This window comes from Streptomyces sp. RKND-216 (assembly GCF_004795255.1).
Classification (GTDB): Bacteria; Actinomycetota; Actinomycetes; order Streptomycetales; family Streptomycetaceae; genus Streptomyces; species Streptomyces hazeniae.
Genome location: NZ_SSBQ01000002.1, coordinates 3795747 through 3811582, shown reverse-complemented (window position 1 = coordinate 3811582; position 15836 = coordinate 3795747). Strand labels below are relative to the sequence as shown.

Sequence of the window (15836 nt, the reverse complement as noted above, 5' to 3'; positions counted from 1 at the left end):
CGCGCTGCGCGCTGCGCAGTGGCCGTCCGGTACAGGTGGGTTTCTTCACGGGACGTATCGCCGCATAACAGGCAGCACGCCTGCCTGCTTTTCTGCACCGGTCGCCGACACCTGGCACAGTGGAGGAGAAGGGAATGCCCGGTGAGCCGTCGGGGAACCCGTCCCCCGTTGACGGCGACGGCGGGCAGAGGAGGAGGATCGCATGACATGCGACCGACTGGTGTGTGCCAATTGCGCGGGTCCCGTCAGCGAGGGCCGGTGCTCGGTCTGCCGTGCGCAGCGTGAACGTCTCCAGCTCAGCGGGCCGCTGGGCGCCCTGAGCCCCGCCCTGATGGCGCTGCTGCTCGCGCTGGCCGCGCTGGTCGCCTTCCTGGCCCAGCGGATGGCAACGGCGTAGAACTCCACCCCCGCGTGAGCGCGCGACCGCGCTCCGCACACCGTGATCGGACGCACGAGGGCCCGGAACGCGTACGCGTTCCGGGCCCTCGTCTCTCGTGCCTGGTGCGACCGCCGTCACCGGAGGTGACGCAGCGCTACGGCGCCTGGAGTCAGGCGGCCGCGGCACCGCCACCACGGTTGAGCAGGCGCGGCATCAGGCGGAAGCCGACGCCACCCGCGATCATGGTCGCGGCACCGACCAGCAGGAGAGCGGTCTCGGCGGAGCCGGTCTCGGCCAGCTCGTCCTGAGGCTGCTCCTGGCCGACCGGGGTGCTGCCGCCACCCTCCGGGGTGGTGTCGCCACCGGTGCTGCCACCGGAGCTGCCGCCCACAGTGGCCGGCTCCTCGCCGCCACCGCTGCCACCGACGGTGTTCGGCTCCTCGCCGCCACCGGTGGAGCCGGTGTCGCCGCCGGTGGAGCCGTTCGAGGTGCCGCCGTCGGCGGTCGTGCCACCGTCGGTGCCCTCGGAGGTGGTGCCGCCGTCGGTGGTCGTGCCACCGTCGGTGCCCTCGGAGGTGGTGCCGCCGTCGGTCGTCGTGCCACCGTCCGTGGTGGTCCCGCCGTCGGTGGTGGTGCCGCCGTCGGTGGTGGTGCCGCCGTCGGTCGTGGTGCCGCCCTCGGTGCCCTGGATGGCACCGGCGATGGTGCCCTCGGTCTGGCCCTCGGTGACGCCGACCGCCGTGCCCTCGGTGGAGCCCTCGGTCACGCCGGCGACGGTGCCGTCCTCCCCGCCGACACCGACCTGGATGATGCCCAGGTCGATCCCGACGGCCGACGCCGCACCGCTCGCGGTCAGCGACAGGCCGGCGGCGAACACCGCACCGGCCGCCACCCGCGCGACGCGCACACGCGTCTTGGATTTGCTCATCTGCCAACTACCCCCAGTAGATGCTCGTCAGAAGGTGCCGAAATGTGAGGGGCCGTCATGGCGCCGGGCGTCAAGTCGTCGTCGTTCACATCGATTCCCGCCCGAACGCGCCCCGTTCACACGCCCGCCGAGCGAACAGCTTTCCCAGTTTTCACACCATCGTCAAGCGAAGACCTGCCCCACCCGAGTGAAGAGAGTGTGAGTCTCCCGACACCCGGGTAGACAGCAGGGCTGCGTCAGCGCGCGCGGCGCACGTCGACGTCCGAAGCCTTCACGAATGCGACGCGATGTCCGAACTGGATCTGGTAGTACGTCTCCTCGCCCCGCACCACCTGGTGACCGGACGGGTCGAATTCGACGGCGTAGTAGTACTCGCCCTTCGTCCGCAGTCCGGCGACGTACTCCTGACCCGCCTTCAGCTCGTACGGGTGCGGTACGACTGCCTGCACGGGCACGTCCTCCGGGTAGGCGCCCGCCTCGGGGTAGGCGCGGCCGTAGACCGGGATCGAGTCCTCACCGTCCTCCGGGGTGACGACCCAGCCGCGGGCCGGGACCGCAGTCCGCTCGTCCGCGGGGTTGTGGAACCAGGCCTTCTGGCCGAGGTACCAGATGGCGGTCCAGTCGCCGTCGCGGCCGGCGAGGGCGTACTGCTGGCCCGTGGTGGCCCGGGCGCCGGTGTCGTTGACGCCGGTGGTCGACGGGTCGCCGTCCGGGCGCAGGCCGATGTCCTTCACCAGCGGGGCGTCCGGGTCGGGGGCGGTGTGCAGGCGGACGGCGGCGGAGCCGTGCGGGGCGCACGGGTCGCCGGAGTCGTCGCAGCGGGTGTAGACCGGCCGGTGCGCGTCGTAGTCGGGCAGGATCGTCACCATGTCCGCGTCGCGCCAGGAGCCTTCGCGGTGGAAGGGGGCGCCGAGCAGGCGGAAGTAGTGCGCCCAGTCCCAGTACGGGCCGGGGTCGGTGTGCATGCCGGGGATGGTGGCCGGCACGGTGCCCGGCACGTTGTCGTGGCCGAGGACGTGCTGACGGTCCAGCGGGATGTCGTACGTGCGGGCGAGGTGGCGCACCAACCGCGACGACGTCCGGTACATCGCCTCGGTGTACCAGGCGTCCGGGTTCGTCAGGAAGCCCTCGTGCTCCAGGCCCACCGACTTGGCGTTGACGAACCAGTTGCCCGCGTGCCAGCCCACGTCCTTGAGGTTCAGGTGCTGCGCCACGTGTCCGTCGGAGGAGCGCAGCGAGTAGTGCCAGGAGACGTAGGTCGGGTCCTGCACCAGGTCGAGTGTGGTGTCCCAGGTCGCCTCGGTGTCGTGGACGATGATGTAGTCCACGTCCTGGGTGCGCGGGCGGTCGCCCTTGTCGTGGTTGCCGTAGTCCGTGGAGCCGTCCGGGTTGGTCCACTCCTCGTACGGGGCGGGCATCCACGTGCAGGAGATGCTGCGCGGGCACTCCAGGTTCGGGTTCCGCTCACCCTTCTTCAGGCCGAGCTTCCGGACCTGCCGCACCTCGGGCTCGACCTTCTCGTGGGCGTTCAGCGTCACCCGCTGGCCGGAGTCCGTGGTGCGTGCGGCGCCGTTCCGGATGACGTCGAAGACGTCGCCCGCGTACACCGCGGCGGTCGTGGCGTCGTCCGCTCCGGAGTAGGCGGCGACCGCGCCGAACCAGTCCGCGGGGTCCTCGCTCGCCGGGAGTCCCAGCTCCCGCTGCGCCTGCGCCAGCAGCGCCGCACCGCCCGCGATGTTCGCCGCCGGGTCCTCCCGCAGCCGCTCCGCCGCGATCCCCGTAAGCTCCGCCGCCTCCGGCAGCGTCCGCAGCCGCTCCGGCACCCGCCCGGCCTCCCGGCCCTCGCCCGCCCGGGCGGTCTGGGACAGCCCCGCCACGTCCAGCGGCCGCGCCGTGTCGCCCCGCGGATCCTCCGCACCCCCGTGATGGTGCTCCCCGGCCTCCGCCAACGCCGTCCGCAGATCCGTCAGATGCATCGGCCCGTACCCGCCCGACACGCTCGCCGCACCCGCATGCCCGTCCCACCGCGACTGCAAGTACGACACCCCCAGCAGCACACTCCGCGGCACCTCGTACCGCTCCGCCGCCCGCTGGAACGCCCCCTGCAGGGAACGGGACGCGGTCTCGTCGGTCGATGCGGGTACGGCGGTGACCAGTGGCGCCAGCAGCGCCGCCGCGGCGGCGCCGGCCACCGCGTACGCGGTGCGGCGTCTGCCGGTTCGTCGGGGGATCGTCCCTGCCACGGTGCAGCCTCCTCGAAGTGGTTCCGAGTGAACCGCCTCAGGTGAACCGACCCCGTGCCCGATGGTCAACTACCGCGCACGACTTCGCCGCACCGCATGTCGGAGCGCGGACGTGCGTTTTGCGCGGGGCACGTGCGGGGCCTGCGGTGCGGCACTGGCCCAGACCACTGGCGCGGCCGGACGCCGGGAAATCGTTACCGTTCGGAGATCGCCGGGACGGGTGTTGCGTGGGACGCGGATCAGTTCTGCCCGGCCTGTTCCTGCTGCTTGCGCCAGCGGATGCCCGCCTCGAGGAACGCGTCGATGTCGCCGTCCAGCACGCCCTGCGGGTTGCCGACCTCGTGCTCCGTCCGCAGGTCCTTGACCATCTGGTACGGGTGCAGCACGTAGGAACGCATCTGGTTGCCCCACGAGTTGCCGCCGTCGCCCTTGAGCGCGTCCATCTTGGCCTGCTCCTCCTCCCGCCGGTGGGCGAGGAGGCGTGCCTGCATGACCCGCATGGCCGCGGCGCGGTTCTGGATCTGCGACTTCTCGTTCTGGCACGACACGACGATGCCGGTCGGGATGTGCGTCATCCGCACGGCGGAGTCCGTGGTGTTGACGGACTGGCCGCCCGGACCGGACGAACGGAACACGTCGATGCGGAGCTCGTTCTCCGGGATGTCGATGTGGTCCGTCTGCTCCACCACGGGAAGCACCTCGACGCCGGAGAACGACGTCTGGCGACGGCCCTGGTTGTCGAACGGCGAGATCCGGACCATGCGATGCGTGCCCTGCTCGACGGAGAGCGTGCCGTAGGCGTACGGCGCCTTCACGGTGAAGGTCGCGGACTTGATGCCCGCCTCCTCCGCGTAGCTGATGTCGAACACCTCGGTCGGGTAACCCTTGCGCTCGGCCCAGCGCAGGTACATCCGCATCAGCTGCTCGGCGAAGTCGGCGGCGTCGACACCGCCCGCCTCGGCGCGGACGCTGACCACGGCCTCACGCGGGTCGTACTCCCCGGACAGCAGCGTCCGGACCTCCAGCTCCTCCACGGCCTTGCGGACGCTCGCCAGTTCCTGCTCCGCCTCGGCGCGGGCGTCGGCGTCGCCCTCGTCCTCGGCGAGCTCGAAGAGCACGCCGACATCGTCGATGCGGGACCGCAGGTCCTCGGCCTTGCGGAGCTGGCCCTGAAGGTAGGACAGCTTGCTGGTGACCTGCTGGGCGTTGTCCACGTCGTCCCACAGGTCGGGGGCCGCCGCCTGCTCCTCGAGCGCGGCGATATCGGCCCTCAGCCTGTCCAGGTCGAGGACTGCCTCGATCGACTCCATGGTGGAGGAGAGGGACTTCAGCTCTTCGGATACATCGACGACTGCCACGCCCCCAGCCTAACGGCTGGCCCGGCGGACCCGGCCCCTCCGGGGGCGCCCCGCTGCGGCGCCGCAGCGGGGCCCGGGGCTCCCCGGACCCGTCGTGCGGGGGAAGCGGAGGGGGCGGCCCCGCGGTCAGGGCTGCTGGACGGCGGGCGCGGGGCGCGTCGAGGTGCCGTCATCCCCGGCCGCGAGCCACCCTCCGACGCCGACCGCCGCCGCGACGGCGACTCCCGCGACCGCCAGCACCAGGCGCCGCCGCCCCGCGGCGGCCGCACGGTTGCGCGCCGACCCGGCCCGTCGCGCACCCGCCGCCCGCGGCGTGCGCGCCGTACCGTGGGCGCCGCCGGCGAGCTCGTCCGCGCCGGGCACCCGCATCGAGGTGTGGGTGTCGCGGTTCGCGTCGGGGCCCGCGCTGCTGCGCACCAGCGGCACCGCGGCGCGTCCCGGCTCCGGTCGCACCTGCGCCGGTACGGCCGCCTCGTCGGCGCCCGCGACGGCGGGTGCGGCACCGTCGGCGGCGTCGTACGGCTCGTCCTGGTGGTCGTCGATGTCCAGCGGCGGCAGACCCCGCAGCAGGGGCAGCACCTCGCGCAGCCGCTCCGACAGTTCGGGGGCGCGCAGGCGGGACGCCGGGGCTTTCGCCAGACACTGGTGGACGACCTGCCACAGCTCGTCCGGGATGCCGGGCAGCGGGGCGACGGTCTCGGTGACGTGCCGCCGCAGCACCGCGCCGGGGTGTCCGCCGCCGAACGGCGTGAATCCGGCGAGCAGCTCGTAGAGCACGGTCGCGAGGGCGTAGACGTCGACGAAGGCACGCGGCGGCAGCCCTTCGACGAGTTCGGGGGCCAGGTAGTCGGGGGTGCCGATGAGTCCGCGCGGGGCGCGCTCGCCCCCCGTCGCCGCGCCCGGCCCCGAGGCGCCCCCCGCGGCGCCCGCCGGGAGCCCTGCGGCGGCCCGCCGCCGGGGCGAGTCGATGAGCTTGGCCACGCCGAAGTCGGTGAGCAGGGCCGGCGGCGCTCCGCCCGGCCCGCCGGGGCCGTGTGCGTCGAGCAGCACGTTCTCCGGCTTCACGTCACGGTGGACGACGCCCGCGGCGTGGGCGGCGGCGAGCGCGTCGGCGACGTCCGCGCAGATCGCGACGGCGACCTCGGGCGCAAGACGTCGTTCGCGTTCCAGCCGGGTGCGCAGGTCGGTGCCCCGGACCAGGTCCATGACCAGGGCCAGGTCGGCGCCGTCCACGACCAGGTCGCGCACGCCGACGACGTGCGGGTGGTCGAGGGAGAGCAGCGCGGCCCGTTCCTGCACGAAGCGGTCGACCAGGTTCTCGTCCGAGGCCAGGTCGTCCCGCAGCAGCTTGACGGCGACCGGGCCGTCGGGGCCGTCCGCGAGCCATACGGTGCCCGCGCTGCCGCGTCCGATGATCTGCCGAGCGGTGTAGCGACTGCCGATCTTCCGTGCCACGTTCCGTCCCTCGCTGAAGCCGGGTGGGGTGAGCCGAGTGCGCCGAGTGACCGGCCCCGCCGTCACGGAAGAGGGGCCGCACGGCGACAAAGTACGCGCCGTGGACCCCTGTGGGCGGGAGAACGGGGGTGATATGTCGTGAATGCGAGGGTTTTACCCTCCCGGAGTCGACAAATCTCCCCGGTGACGTGCCGTCCGGAGGGTGCTACTGCCCGCCCGTGGCGTCCTCGGCGCTGCTGAAGAAGTCGCCGACGTCGTTGAAGAACTCCTTGGTCTGATCCCACCACTGCTGACCGGTCTCCCACCACTCCGGCAGCGGCGTGAAGTTCCACACCAGCACGGCGATGACGACCAGGATCAGGATCGAGACCAGGCAGCCCTTCAGGCAGCCCAGGCCCGGGATGCGCGTCGGGTTCGCGCTGCGACGGCGCGGCTCGCGGGCCGGTGCCTCGCGCGGCGCGGGACGCCGGGGCTCGTACCGCTGCGGGGCGGGCTGTTCGGGGCGGCGCGCCGGCGGGCGGGACGGCGCCTCCGGGGCGCCGCCGTAGGACTGCCGGCGGGGCTGCGGACGCTGCTGCTGCGGGCGCGCCGGCGGCGGGGGCTGCTGGGCCCGGCGCTGGGGGCGGCGGCGCAGCGGGTCGAGGGACGGGTCGAGCGGCTGAACCTGGGTCTGCTCGTTGCGGTCGCGGGCCGCACGCAGCTGGCTCTCCCACGGGTGGGGGCCCTCCGGCTGCGGCGGCTGCTCGGGGTACTGCTGCGGCCCGCCCGGTCCGCCGGGACCGCCGGTGGGCATGACACGGGTGGCGTCCTCGGAGCCGCCGGGCCCGCCATGGCCGCCGGGTCCGCCGGTCTGCGGCATCACGCTGGTGGCGGCGTTCGGGTCGTACCCGTAGCCGCCCTGCCCCGGGCCGCTGTGACCGTCGTACGCGGCGGCGCCGCCCTGCGGCAGGACCTCGGTCGGCGCGGACTCGCCGATCAGTCGGCCGTCCGGCACGGTGGTCGGCTCGGGGTCGGGCGCGAGCAGCGCGGCGACGCCCATCGCGGCGCCCGCCTGCTGCGGGGTGGCCTGCGCGCCGATGCCCGCCGCGACCGTCCGCAGGGCACGCCCGAGGTTGACGGCGCTGGGGCGCTGGGCGGGCTGCTTGCGCAGGCAGCGCTCGATCACCGTCCACAGCGGGTCGGGGACACCGGGGGGACGCTGCGGCTCGTCGTCGAGGTGGCGGCGCAGCACCTGCAGGGTGGAGTCGCCGCCGAACGGCGGGCGTCCGCTGATGAGTTCGTAGAGCAGGATGCCCGCGCCGTACACGTCGACGGCGGAGGTCTGCTCGCGGCCCTCGGCCGACTCGGGCGCCACGTAGGCCGGGGTGCCGACGAACTCCTGGGTGCGGGTGAGGCCGGGCGAGTCGGCGAGGCGGGCGATGCCGAAGTCGGTGAGCATCGGGTGCATGCCGTCCGGGCCCTCGGCCAGCAGCACGTTGGCCGGTTTCAGATCGCGGTGCACCACACCGTCCGCGTGGCTGGCGGCCAGCGCGTCGGCGATCTGGGCGGTCAGCAGGGCGGCGCCGACCGGTGAGAACGTGCCGTTCTCCCGCAGGTAGCGGTGCAGGTCGGGGCCCTCGACCAGGTCCATCACCAGTGCCAGCAGGTCGCCCTCCACGACGAGGTCGCGGGTGCGGACGATGTTGCGGTGGGTGAGGCGCAGCAGGGCGGACCTCTCACGCAGGAAGCGCATCACCACGTCGGGGTCGTGGGCGAGCTCCTCGCGCAGGACCTTGATCGCCACGGCCTCACCGGGGTGCCCGGCGACCGCGGCCTCGTCCCCAGCGACCTCCCGTTGCCGCGCCCGCCACACGGTGCCTGTGGCCCCGCGCCCGAGCTGCTCCTCGAGGAGATACTTGCTGCCTACCGGCCGCACGTCATGCGCTCCTTGGGTCTCGCACTGCTGTCCCGCCCACTGTACGGCCGTCGCGCCGGGCGGCGGCCGGGCCGAGGCGATCGTACGCGGGCCCTGCGGGCCCAGGGGCGACCGCATTCCTGTCGAAGACGTGCGGGCGGGGCCGCAGGTTCCCGCGCGGGCGTCTTCCCGGACACCGGACGAGAGCCCCCGCGGCGAAAAGACCGGGGGATCTCCCACACCGGCGGGACCCCGGCGACGGAGACCGGGAGCGATCACCCTCGGGGCCGGACCGATCGCGGCCGGATCACGCACAATCCCCCTCGGACACCTTGCGCACCGAACGCGCCAATCAAGATCATGTGGCGGTGCGGGCGCGGCCGGATGTCGGCGCCGGATGCGAGGATGCCGGAGAGCGCCTGCGGGAGCAGACGCACGCGGTGGTGGGAAGCGGGAGGGACCGATGCAGATCCGTCTGGGCGTCCTGGCGTCGCGCGGCGGGCAGGCCGCCGCGCGTGCGACCGACGTCGTCGTCACGGCCCCGAGCGGCACCGTCCTGGCCACCATCGCGGAGGGGCTGGTCGCCGCGGCTGCCGGGGCGCCGGACGGCGCCGAGCGGAGCGAGCGCCCCGAACGCGACCGCGACCGGGGTCACGAGACGGTGCCGGTGTACGTCGGCGAACACCGGCTGGACCCGCATCGGCAGATCGTCGGCGTACCGCCGCTGGTAGACGGCGCGGAGGTGTCGCTGTACACCCCCTCCCCCGCCGCGCACGCGGAGGCGCCCGGCGGCGCGCGGGCCCGGCTGCACGTGGTCGCCGGACCCGACGCGGGCGGCGTGCACCTCCTGCACGGCGGACGGGTCACGCTGGGCCGCTCCGCGGAAGCCGACGTGCCCCTCGACGACCCCGATGTCTCCCGGCTGCACTGCGCGGTGACGGTCACCGACTCCGGGCAGCTCACCGTGACCGACCTGGAGTCGACCAACGGCACGGCGCTCGACGGCTCGGACGTGCCGAGCGGCCGCACGGTGCCGCTGCGGGCGGGGGCCACCGTCCGCCTCGGCGAGTCCGCGGCGCGCGTCCAGACTTCCGAGGGCGACGCGGTACCGCTCGGCACCGTCCCGGACGGCGAGGGCCGCCTCCGCCTCACCCAGCCTGGAGTCCCCGGCGCCGACGGCGGCCCCGGCGAGCCGGCTCCGGCACCCAGTCCCGTGACCGGCCCGGAGGCGCCGGGAACGCTCAGCGTTCCGCCGCCCAGCCGCGCCCCAGGCGGCGGAGCCGCCGCCCGTCGCGGCCAGGACCCGACGACCGGACCGCCCGGACCCCCCGGACCGCCCGGCTCGTCTGTCGCGGACGGCCGCCGCACGGAACCGGAGGCCGCGCACCGCGACGCCGCGCCATCGGGGCCGTCGGAGCCGTCAGCGCCGTTGGGCAGAGGGCTCACCGGCTGGGCGCGGAAATGGGCGACCTGGCGGGCGGAGGCGGCGCCGGGTCTCGACGCGCGCAGCGGGGCTGCCGCCCACCGCGCCACCGGGCCACAGGAAGGCGGCCCCGCCGCGCGGGACGTGACGCAGCCCGACCTCGCCACCGTGCTGCTCACCGCGTTGGGCCCCGGCCCCCTGCTGTGGGAGCGCGGGCCGCAGCACCCGCACGCCCTGACCGTGCGGATCGGCATCGCGCACCGCAGCCACGGGCCGGGTGAGCCTGTCACCGTCGATCTCCGCACCTCCGGCTCCCTCGGCATGGCCGGGCCCCGCACACGGCTCGCCGCGCTCGCCCGCGCGCTCCTCGCCCAACTCACCGCCCTGCACGGGCCCGGCGCGCTGGAGACCGTGCTCATCGCCGCCGACGGTGCGCGCGACGTGGCCGACCGCACCCGGGAGTGGGCCTGGCTCGGCTGGCTGCCCCACGTACGGCCCGCGCACGGACAGGACTGCCGACTGCTCGTCGCCTACGACTGCGACCAGGCCGCCGCCCGCACGAGCGAACTGGTCCGCCGCCTCGACGAAACCGCATCCGTCTCCCCCGCCGCGTACCGGGGCCCGCGCACCGTCCTGGTCGTGGACGGCGACCCCGGCCCGGCCCCTGTGCGGGACGCCGTCGCCCGGCTGGCCGCCGAGGGCGCCGCGGCGGGCATCCATGTGCTGTGCCTGGCCGAGACGCCGTCGGCGACACCGGCCTCCCCGCTGGACGACACTGTCCGCGCCGCCGGTGAGGCGTCACCGCCGTTCCGCTCGTGCGGCACGTTCGCGCTGCTCAGCGGCGCGGTGGCGACCGCCGTACGGATAGTGCGCCCCGGCCGTCGGCACGCGGACGGCACGGTGGCCACCATGGACGGCGTGTCCGCCGCCTGGGCCGAGCGCTTCGCACGCGCCCTGGCACCGCTGCGCGAGGCCGACGGCTCCCCGCCCGGGTCCCCAGCCGCCGACGTTCCGCGCGTCCCGGCCGCCCTGCCCCGGACATGCCGGCTGCTCGACGAGCTGGGCCTGGCGCGCGCCACCCCGTCGGCGCTGCTCTCCCGGTGGGCGGCTTCCGCCGCGCAGCCGACACGACTGCCGCTCACCCTGGGAGCGGGGCCGCGAGGTCCGGTCACTGCCGCGCTCACCGCCACGCACCCGCACCTCCTCCTCACCGGCCCTGCCGGTTCGGGCAAGACGGAGCTGCTGCGCGCGGTTGCCGCCTCGCTGGCCGCCGACACCCCCACCGACCGGCTCGCCCTCATGATCGTCGACGGCGACGCGGATCGCGCGGCCGCCGGCGGCGGCCTGTCCGCGTGCGCGGACCTGCCGCCCGCCGGTGACCACCTCGTCGCCGGCGACCCGGTGCGGATGCGGGAGTTCGCCCAGTCGCTCAGCGCCGAGCTGAAACGCCGGGCCGAACTCGTCGCGGAGGGCCGGTCCTTTGACAGCCCTCCGCCGGACGCCACCCGCGTGGTCTCCCCTCGCCGCCCGCTCGGCACAGCAGGCACGGCACGCCACGCCGGGCCCCCACTGCCCCGACTCGTCGTCCTGGTCGACGACTTCGACACCCTGGTCGACCCGGCGCTGGGCAACCCGGGGCGGCCGTCGGCCGGTTCGGTCGTCCGCGCGCTGGAGGCCGTGGCCCGCGACGGTGCGCGGCTCGGCGTGCACCTGATCGCCGCCTCCGGCCGCCCCGACGCCGTCGCCGACACCGCGACGGCGCGCGGCGCCGCGTTCGAGGTGCGTCTCACCGGCCGCGACGGCGACGACCCGGTTCCCGGTCGCGGCTCCCTGCGCCTCCCGGACGGCACCTCCCTCCCCTTCCAGGGCGGGCGCGTCTCCGGGCGCATCCCCCGCACGGCCACACTCCGGCCGACGGTCGTCCCGCTCGACTGGGCGCGGGCGGGCGACCCCCCGACCCGCCGCACGGTCCGCGAACTGGGCAACGGGCCGACCGACCTCGCCCTCCTGGCCAGCGCGATGACCCGCGCAGCCCGCCCGGCCGCCGCCCCGACCCGCCACGCCTCCCCCACCTGACGCGCGAGACACCCTGCGAACCCTCGGGGCGTCATGCTTTCGTCAAAGAAATCTCTCCAGCGAAAGCATCAGGTCGGGACCCGCACCGACAATCCCGAGATCGACCTCGTCGGCGCCGGCCGCTCCCCCGTGGCGAAGAAGGTCACATGCGTCGGCGCCGTCAAGTGGCTGGAGAACAAGCCCTTCGACTCGCGAGACCTCGGCCGCCTCGTCGAGCATCGCTCCCGACTCCCGGGCGCCGACGACTCCGCCCCGCTCCTGGCCCTGACCCGGACCACCTGCACCGCCCCCGAGATCCCCCACCTCTCCTCCGCCGGCCTCCTCTCCGCTTGGGCCTGCCCCCACGGCGGCGGGCCCGCCACGGGGTCAGCCACGGGGTCAGAGCGTCGCGCTCAGCGAATCGGCGAGGCGGCGGCGGGTGATGCGGGCCGCCGGGAGGGCGGCTGCGGCGACGGCGCCGCACACCGCGGTGGCCGCGAGGGCGAGGAGCGTCCAGAAGGACGGCAGCGCGGCGATGCCCGAGCCGATGCCGCTCATCGCTCCCTGGAGGTCGATGAGCCAGCCGCTGAGCAGCACGCCCAGCGTGGTGCCGATGAGCGCCGCGGCCAGCGAGATGAAGCCCGCCGAGGCCACGATGACGCCGCTGATCTGCCGCGGCGTGAGCCCGATGGCCCGCAGGGCGAGCAGGTCCCGGCTCCGGTCGCGGACGAACGAGCCGATGGACGTGAGGAGTTCGGTCAGGCCGATCAGCGCCAGGACGGTGACCAGTCCGGCGATCCCCCACAGGGCGGGGGCCAGCCCGTCCGCGGGGTTGGGGACCTCCCATATCTCCAGGCCGCCGGGGGCGTTCTCGGCGAGTTGGGAGCTGACGGCGCGCGGGTCGGCGCCGGGTTCGAGCAACAGCAGGGAGAACTCCGGCCGCAGGTCGGCGTCGCGTTCCCGCAGGGTGTCCAGTGAGGTGGAGACGACCTTGCCGCCGTCCTCGGGTTCGAGGCTGCGGCCGACGAGGTGCAGGATCTGCGGTCTGCCCTCGACGGTCATCCGCACCCAGTCGCCGATCTCGACCTGCAGCAGGTCCATCAGCCCCTGCCCGGCGACGGCCTCGTCGGGCCCGTCCGGGTATTCCCCCTCGGCGAGGGTGAACGGGTAGGGGTCCTCCTGCGTGCCCAGGCCGCGCAGGGTGATGGTGCCGGTCTGGCCGGGGACGAGGGCGGCGACCTCCGCCCCGGGGTGGACGGCGTCGACCTCGCGGTGCTCGGCGAGCAGTCGCCGGGTCTCCTGCGGACCGAGTTCGCCGCCCTGCGCGGAGCGGGCGGTCAGAGCCGCGGGCAGGCCGATGCTTCCGGGGGCCTCCTGGAAGCGGTCGATGGTGGTCCACACGCTCAGCGCGATCGTGATGAGCGTGAGCGGGACGGTGAGCCGGGCGACGGCGGTGACGGCGCGGGCGCGGCGCGGGAAGGCACCGCGCCAGCCGAGGAGGACGGTGGAGGAGAAGGACAGGCCGAGGAAGCGCCGGGTGAGCGGGGTGACCGGGCCGGCGGACGGCAGGGCGGCGCGGGAGGCGGGCACCGGCGGCACCCGTCCGGCGCGCCAGGCGGCGAGTGTCGTGGCGACGACGATGACGAGCACCGCTCCGGCCGGGATACCGGCGAGCAGCAGCAGGTGTCCTGGGAGCTGGTGCCACACCGACATCGCCTCGCCGATGCGGCCGGGTATGTGGGGGCCTAGGGCGAGGGTCAGGCCGGTGCCGACGGCGACCGCGAGGAGTGCCATGCCCAGGTGCTGGGCGAGGAAGACGCGGACGACCTGGCCGGGCGTGAAGCCGATGGCCTTGAGCACGGAGATGTCGCGGAGCTGTCCCCGGATGCGGGTGCTGATCGCGCCAGAGGCGACGAGGGCACCGGCGAGCAGCGCACCGAACCCGAAGATGCCGAAGACCAGGCCGAGCAGGCGGTAGCCGTCCTCCGCGTCGGAGCGGGCCTCCTGCCACTTGGTGACCTGAGTGACCTGGTCGGCGCCGAGCACCGTGACCACGCGCTGGACGAGGAAGTCCAGGTCTTCGGGCTGTTTCAGGCGCAGCCCGACCGCCTGGCCGCCGCGGCCCTCGGCGGCGGTTCGGGCGAAGGCGTCGGGCAGCGCCCAGGCGATGCCGGGCTGTTCGCCGGGCCGGTAGTGGAGTTCGGCGGTCTCGGCAACGCCGACGACTTCCAGCGTCTGCGGGCCGTCGGCCGCCTGCCCGCCGGGGAAGGTGAGGGCGTCTCCGGGTTCGACCCACAAGGCCTCGGCGAGCGAGCGCTCCAGCACGATGCCGTCGGGGGCGCCGGGGTCGAGCCAGTCGCCGGCGGCGATCTGGGGGCGGGCGACCCGGGGCTCGGTCGCCTCCGCGGAACGCAGTTCCACCCCGGCCCGGACACCGCGCGCCTCGGCGGACGTGCGGGTGGTGGGGTACGGCCCGGCCGCGTCGCGGACGCCGTCGAGGAAGACGAGTTCGCCTGCGGGGGCGTCGGCGGTGGTGTGGAGCCAGACGTGGGCGCCGCGGGTCTGGGTGAAGACGCGCTCCCACGGGTTGGTGGCGTAGCTGAACAGCGCTGCGGCGAGCACGAGGGAGGCGATGATGCCTGCGGTGGTGAGGACGGTGAACAGGGTCTGTCCCCGGTGGGCCCGCAGGTCGGCGTGCGCCCAGCGCAGAGTCGCGCGCACGGTCATGTGCCCAGTTCCAGCACGCCGGTGACGCCCCCGGGAGCCTTGCCGGAACGGTTGCCGCCGCCGGCGGCGAGGTCGGCGTCATCGAGGATGCGCCCGTCGAAGAAGCTGATGACACGGTCGGCGGCACTGGCCATCCGCGCGTCGTGGGTGACCATGACGATGGTCTGGCCGCGCTGGTGGAAGCGGCCCAGCAGGCGGATGACCTCGCGGGTGCCCTTGCTGTCCAGGCTGCCGGCGGGTTCGTCGGCGAGCAGGATGCCGGGGTGGTTGACCAGTGCGCGGGCCAGGGCGACGCGCTGCTGTTCGCCACCGGACAGTTCGGCCGGCATGGCGCGTTCCTTGCCCGTGAGACCCAGTTCGTCGAGGAGTTCGCGCCGCCCGGCGCGGGCGTCCCGCGGGGAGGCGCCGGCCAGGAGGGCGGGCAGCTCGATGTTGTCGGCGACGGTGAGGTTCGTCACCAGGTTGAAGAACTGGAAGACGATGCCGATGCCGCTGCGCCGGGTCACGGCCCAACGGGACTCGCTGAGGTCGTCCATGCAGCGGCCGTCGATCCACAGGCTGCCGCCGTCGGGGCGCTGGAGACCTCCCAGCAGGTGCAGCAGGGTGGACTTGCCGGCGCCGGAGGGGCCGGTGACGGCGACGAACTCGCCGCGCCGCACCTCCAGGTCGACGCCGCGGACGGCGTACACGGGGGCGCCTTCGCCGCGATGGGTCTTGGTGAGGCCGCGGGCGCGCACCAGCGGCTCGCTCTCGCGGGCGCCGTCGGCCGCCTCCGCCGCTCGGGCGGAGTCCGCGTCCTCGCTCATTCCAGCTCCTCCTGGCAGCGCTCGAGCCAGTCGAGGTCGGCCTGCAGGTGCAGCATCGCGCCCTCGATCAGCAGCTGGGCTATCCGGTTGTCCCGGTCCCCCGCCACCGCCAGCTTCGACAGGTCACGCATGGTGTTGAGGTACTGACGCCGCTGTTTGTTGATCAGGGTGATCTGGTCGGCCAGGCCGGAGTGCGTGGCCAGGGCGAGTTTCATGAAGAACTCGTCCCGGATACGCGGCTCGTCCGTCGTCTCCTCGAACCACGCGAGAACGGCCTCGCGCCCGGCCTGGGTCAGCCGGTAGGTGCGCTTGTTGGGGCGATTGGTCTGTGGGACGTCCTCGCCCTCGATCAGGCCCGACTTCTCGAGTCGCCCGAGGGTGACGTAGATCTGCCCGACGTTGGGCTGAGGGTACGCGCTGCCCAGAAGCTTCTCAAGCTCTCCCTTGAGCTCGTAGCCGTGCGCCGGGCCACGGGCGAGGAGGGCCATGAGCGGCAGACGCACGCGCGCTCTCCTCCTCCGGTTCGGGCCTGCGGCGTGGTGCGCTCACCACCCCTTGTCGTAGGGCC

At 74.4% G+C, this 15836-nt stretch carries 11 protein-coding genes; 2 read left to right on the top strand and 9 right to left on the bottom strand.

Annotation, left to right across the window (positions count from 1 at the left end):
* The first annotated feature begins 202 nt into the window (after positions 1–202).
* The gene (locus tag E4198_RS16935) at positions 203–397 is read left to right on the top strand and encodes a hypothetical protein (RefSeq protein ID WP_027763423.1); all 195 of its coding nucleotides are present in this window, start codon (positions 203–205) and stop codon (positions 395–397) included.
* A gap of 151 nt (positions 398–548) precedes the next feature.
* Here the strand turns inward: E4198_RS16935 and E4198_RS16930 are convergent, their stop codons facing one another.
* The 5 genes from E4198_RS16930 to E4198_RS16910 form a co-directional block, all read right to left on the bottom strand.
* Positions 549–1307: a hypothetical protein gene (locus tag E4198_RS16930; protein WP_136183901.1), complete on the bottom strand. Its 759-nt coding sequence runs from the start codon at positions 1305–1307 to the stop codon at positions 549–551.
* Positions 1308–1543: 236 nt separating this feature from the next.
* On the bottom strand, positions 1544–3499 hold the full coding sequence (locus tag E4198_RS16925; RefSeq protein WP_136185440.1) for an N-acetylmuramoyl-L-alanine amidase: 1956 nt from the start codon (positions 3497–3499) through the stop codon (positions 1544–1546).
* 290 nt (positions 3500–3789) lie between these two features.
* Positions 3790–4908 carry a peptide chain release factor 2 gene (gene prfB / locus E4198_RS16920; protein ID WP_136183900.1) on the bottom strand — a complete coding sequence of 373 codons (1119 nt, stop codon included), beginning with the start codon at positions 4906–4908 and terminating at the stop codon, positions 3790–3792.
* Positions 4909–5034: 126 nt separating this feature from the next.
* Positions 5035–6363, bottom strand: coding sequence for a serine/threonine-protein kinase (locus E4198_RS16915; RefSeq protein ID WP_136183899.1), 1329 nt, complete (start codon positions 6361–6363; stop codon positions 5035–5037).
* Between the two features lie 205 nt (positions 6364–6568).
* Entirely contained in the window at positions 6569–8278 is a 1710-nt protein-coding gene (locus tag E4198_RS16910; RefSeq protein ID WP_136183898.1) for a serine/threonine-protein kinase, read from the bottom strand.
* Positions 8279–8720: 442 nt separating this feature from the next.
* Between E4198_RS16910 and E4198_RS16905 the strand changes: the two genes are divergently transcribed.
* Positions 8721–11756, top strand: coding sequence for an FHA domain-containing protein (locus E4198_RS16905; protein ID WP_136183897.1), 3036 nt, complete (start codon positions 8721–8723; stop codon positions 11754–11756).
* A 42-nt stretch (positions 11757–11798) separates the two neighbouring features.
* Here E4198_RS16905 and E4198_RS24950 read toward each other — a convergent pair whose 3' ends face one another.
* The 4 genes from E4198_RS24950 to E4198_RS16890 form a co-directional block, all read right to left on the bottom strand.
* Positions 11799–11975, bottom strand: coding sequence for a hypothetical protein (locus tag E4198_RS24950; RefSeq protein WP_168711456.1), 177 nt, complete (start codon positions 11973–11975; stop codon positions 11799–11801).
* A gap of 159 nt (positions 11976–12134) precedes the next feature.
* A complete protein-coding gene (locus E4198_RS16900) occupies positions 12135–14456 on the bottom strand; it encodes an FtsX-like permease family protein (RefSeq protein ID WP_136185439.1) in 2322 nt (773 codons plus the stop codon).
* Between the two features lie 2 nt (positions 14457–14458).
* Complete coding sequence (locus E4198_RS16895; RefSeq protein ID WP_051308598.1) at positions 14459–15268, bottom strand: ABC transporter ATP-binding protein; 810 nt, start codon at positions 15266–15268, stop codon at positions 14459–14461.
* Positions 15265–15771, bottom strand: a complete 507-nt coding sequence (locus E4198_RS16890) for a PadR family transcriptional regulator (protein ID WP_136183896.1) — start codon at positions 15769–15771, stop codon at positions 15265–15267. The genes E4198_RS16895 and E4198_RS16890 overlap by 4 nt, the downstream gene beginning before the upstream one ends.
* Positions 15772–15836: the final 65 nt, after the last annotated feature.

Bases quoted from the DNA above. Each gene is read 5' to 3' on its own strand.
- E4198_RS16895 (WP_051308598.1), bottom strand. From the start codon at position 15,268: ATGAGCGAGGACGCGGACTCCGCCCGAGCGGCGGAGGCGGCCGACGGC.
- E4198_RS24950 (WP_168711456.1), bottom strand. From the start codon at position 11,975: ATGCTCGACGAGGCGGCCGAGGTCTCGCGAGTCGAAGGGCTTGTTCTC.
- E4198_RS16930 (WP_136183901.1), bottom strand. From the start codon at position 1,307: ATGAGCAAATCCAAGACGCGTGTGCGCGTCGCGCGGGTGGCGGCCGGT.
- E4198_RS16905 (WP_136183897.1), top strand. From the start codon at position 8,721: ATGCAGATCCGTCTGGGCGTCCTGGCGTCGCGCGGCGGGCAGGCCGCC.
- E4198_RS16935 (WP_027763423.1), top strand. From the start codon at position 203: ATGACATGCGACCGACTGGTGTGTGCCAATTGCGCGGGTCCCGTCAGC.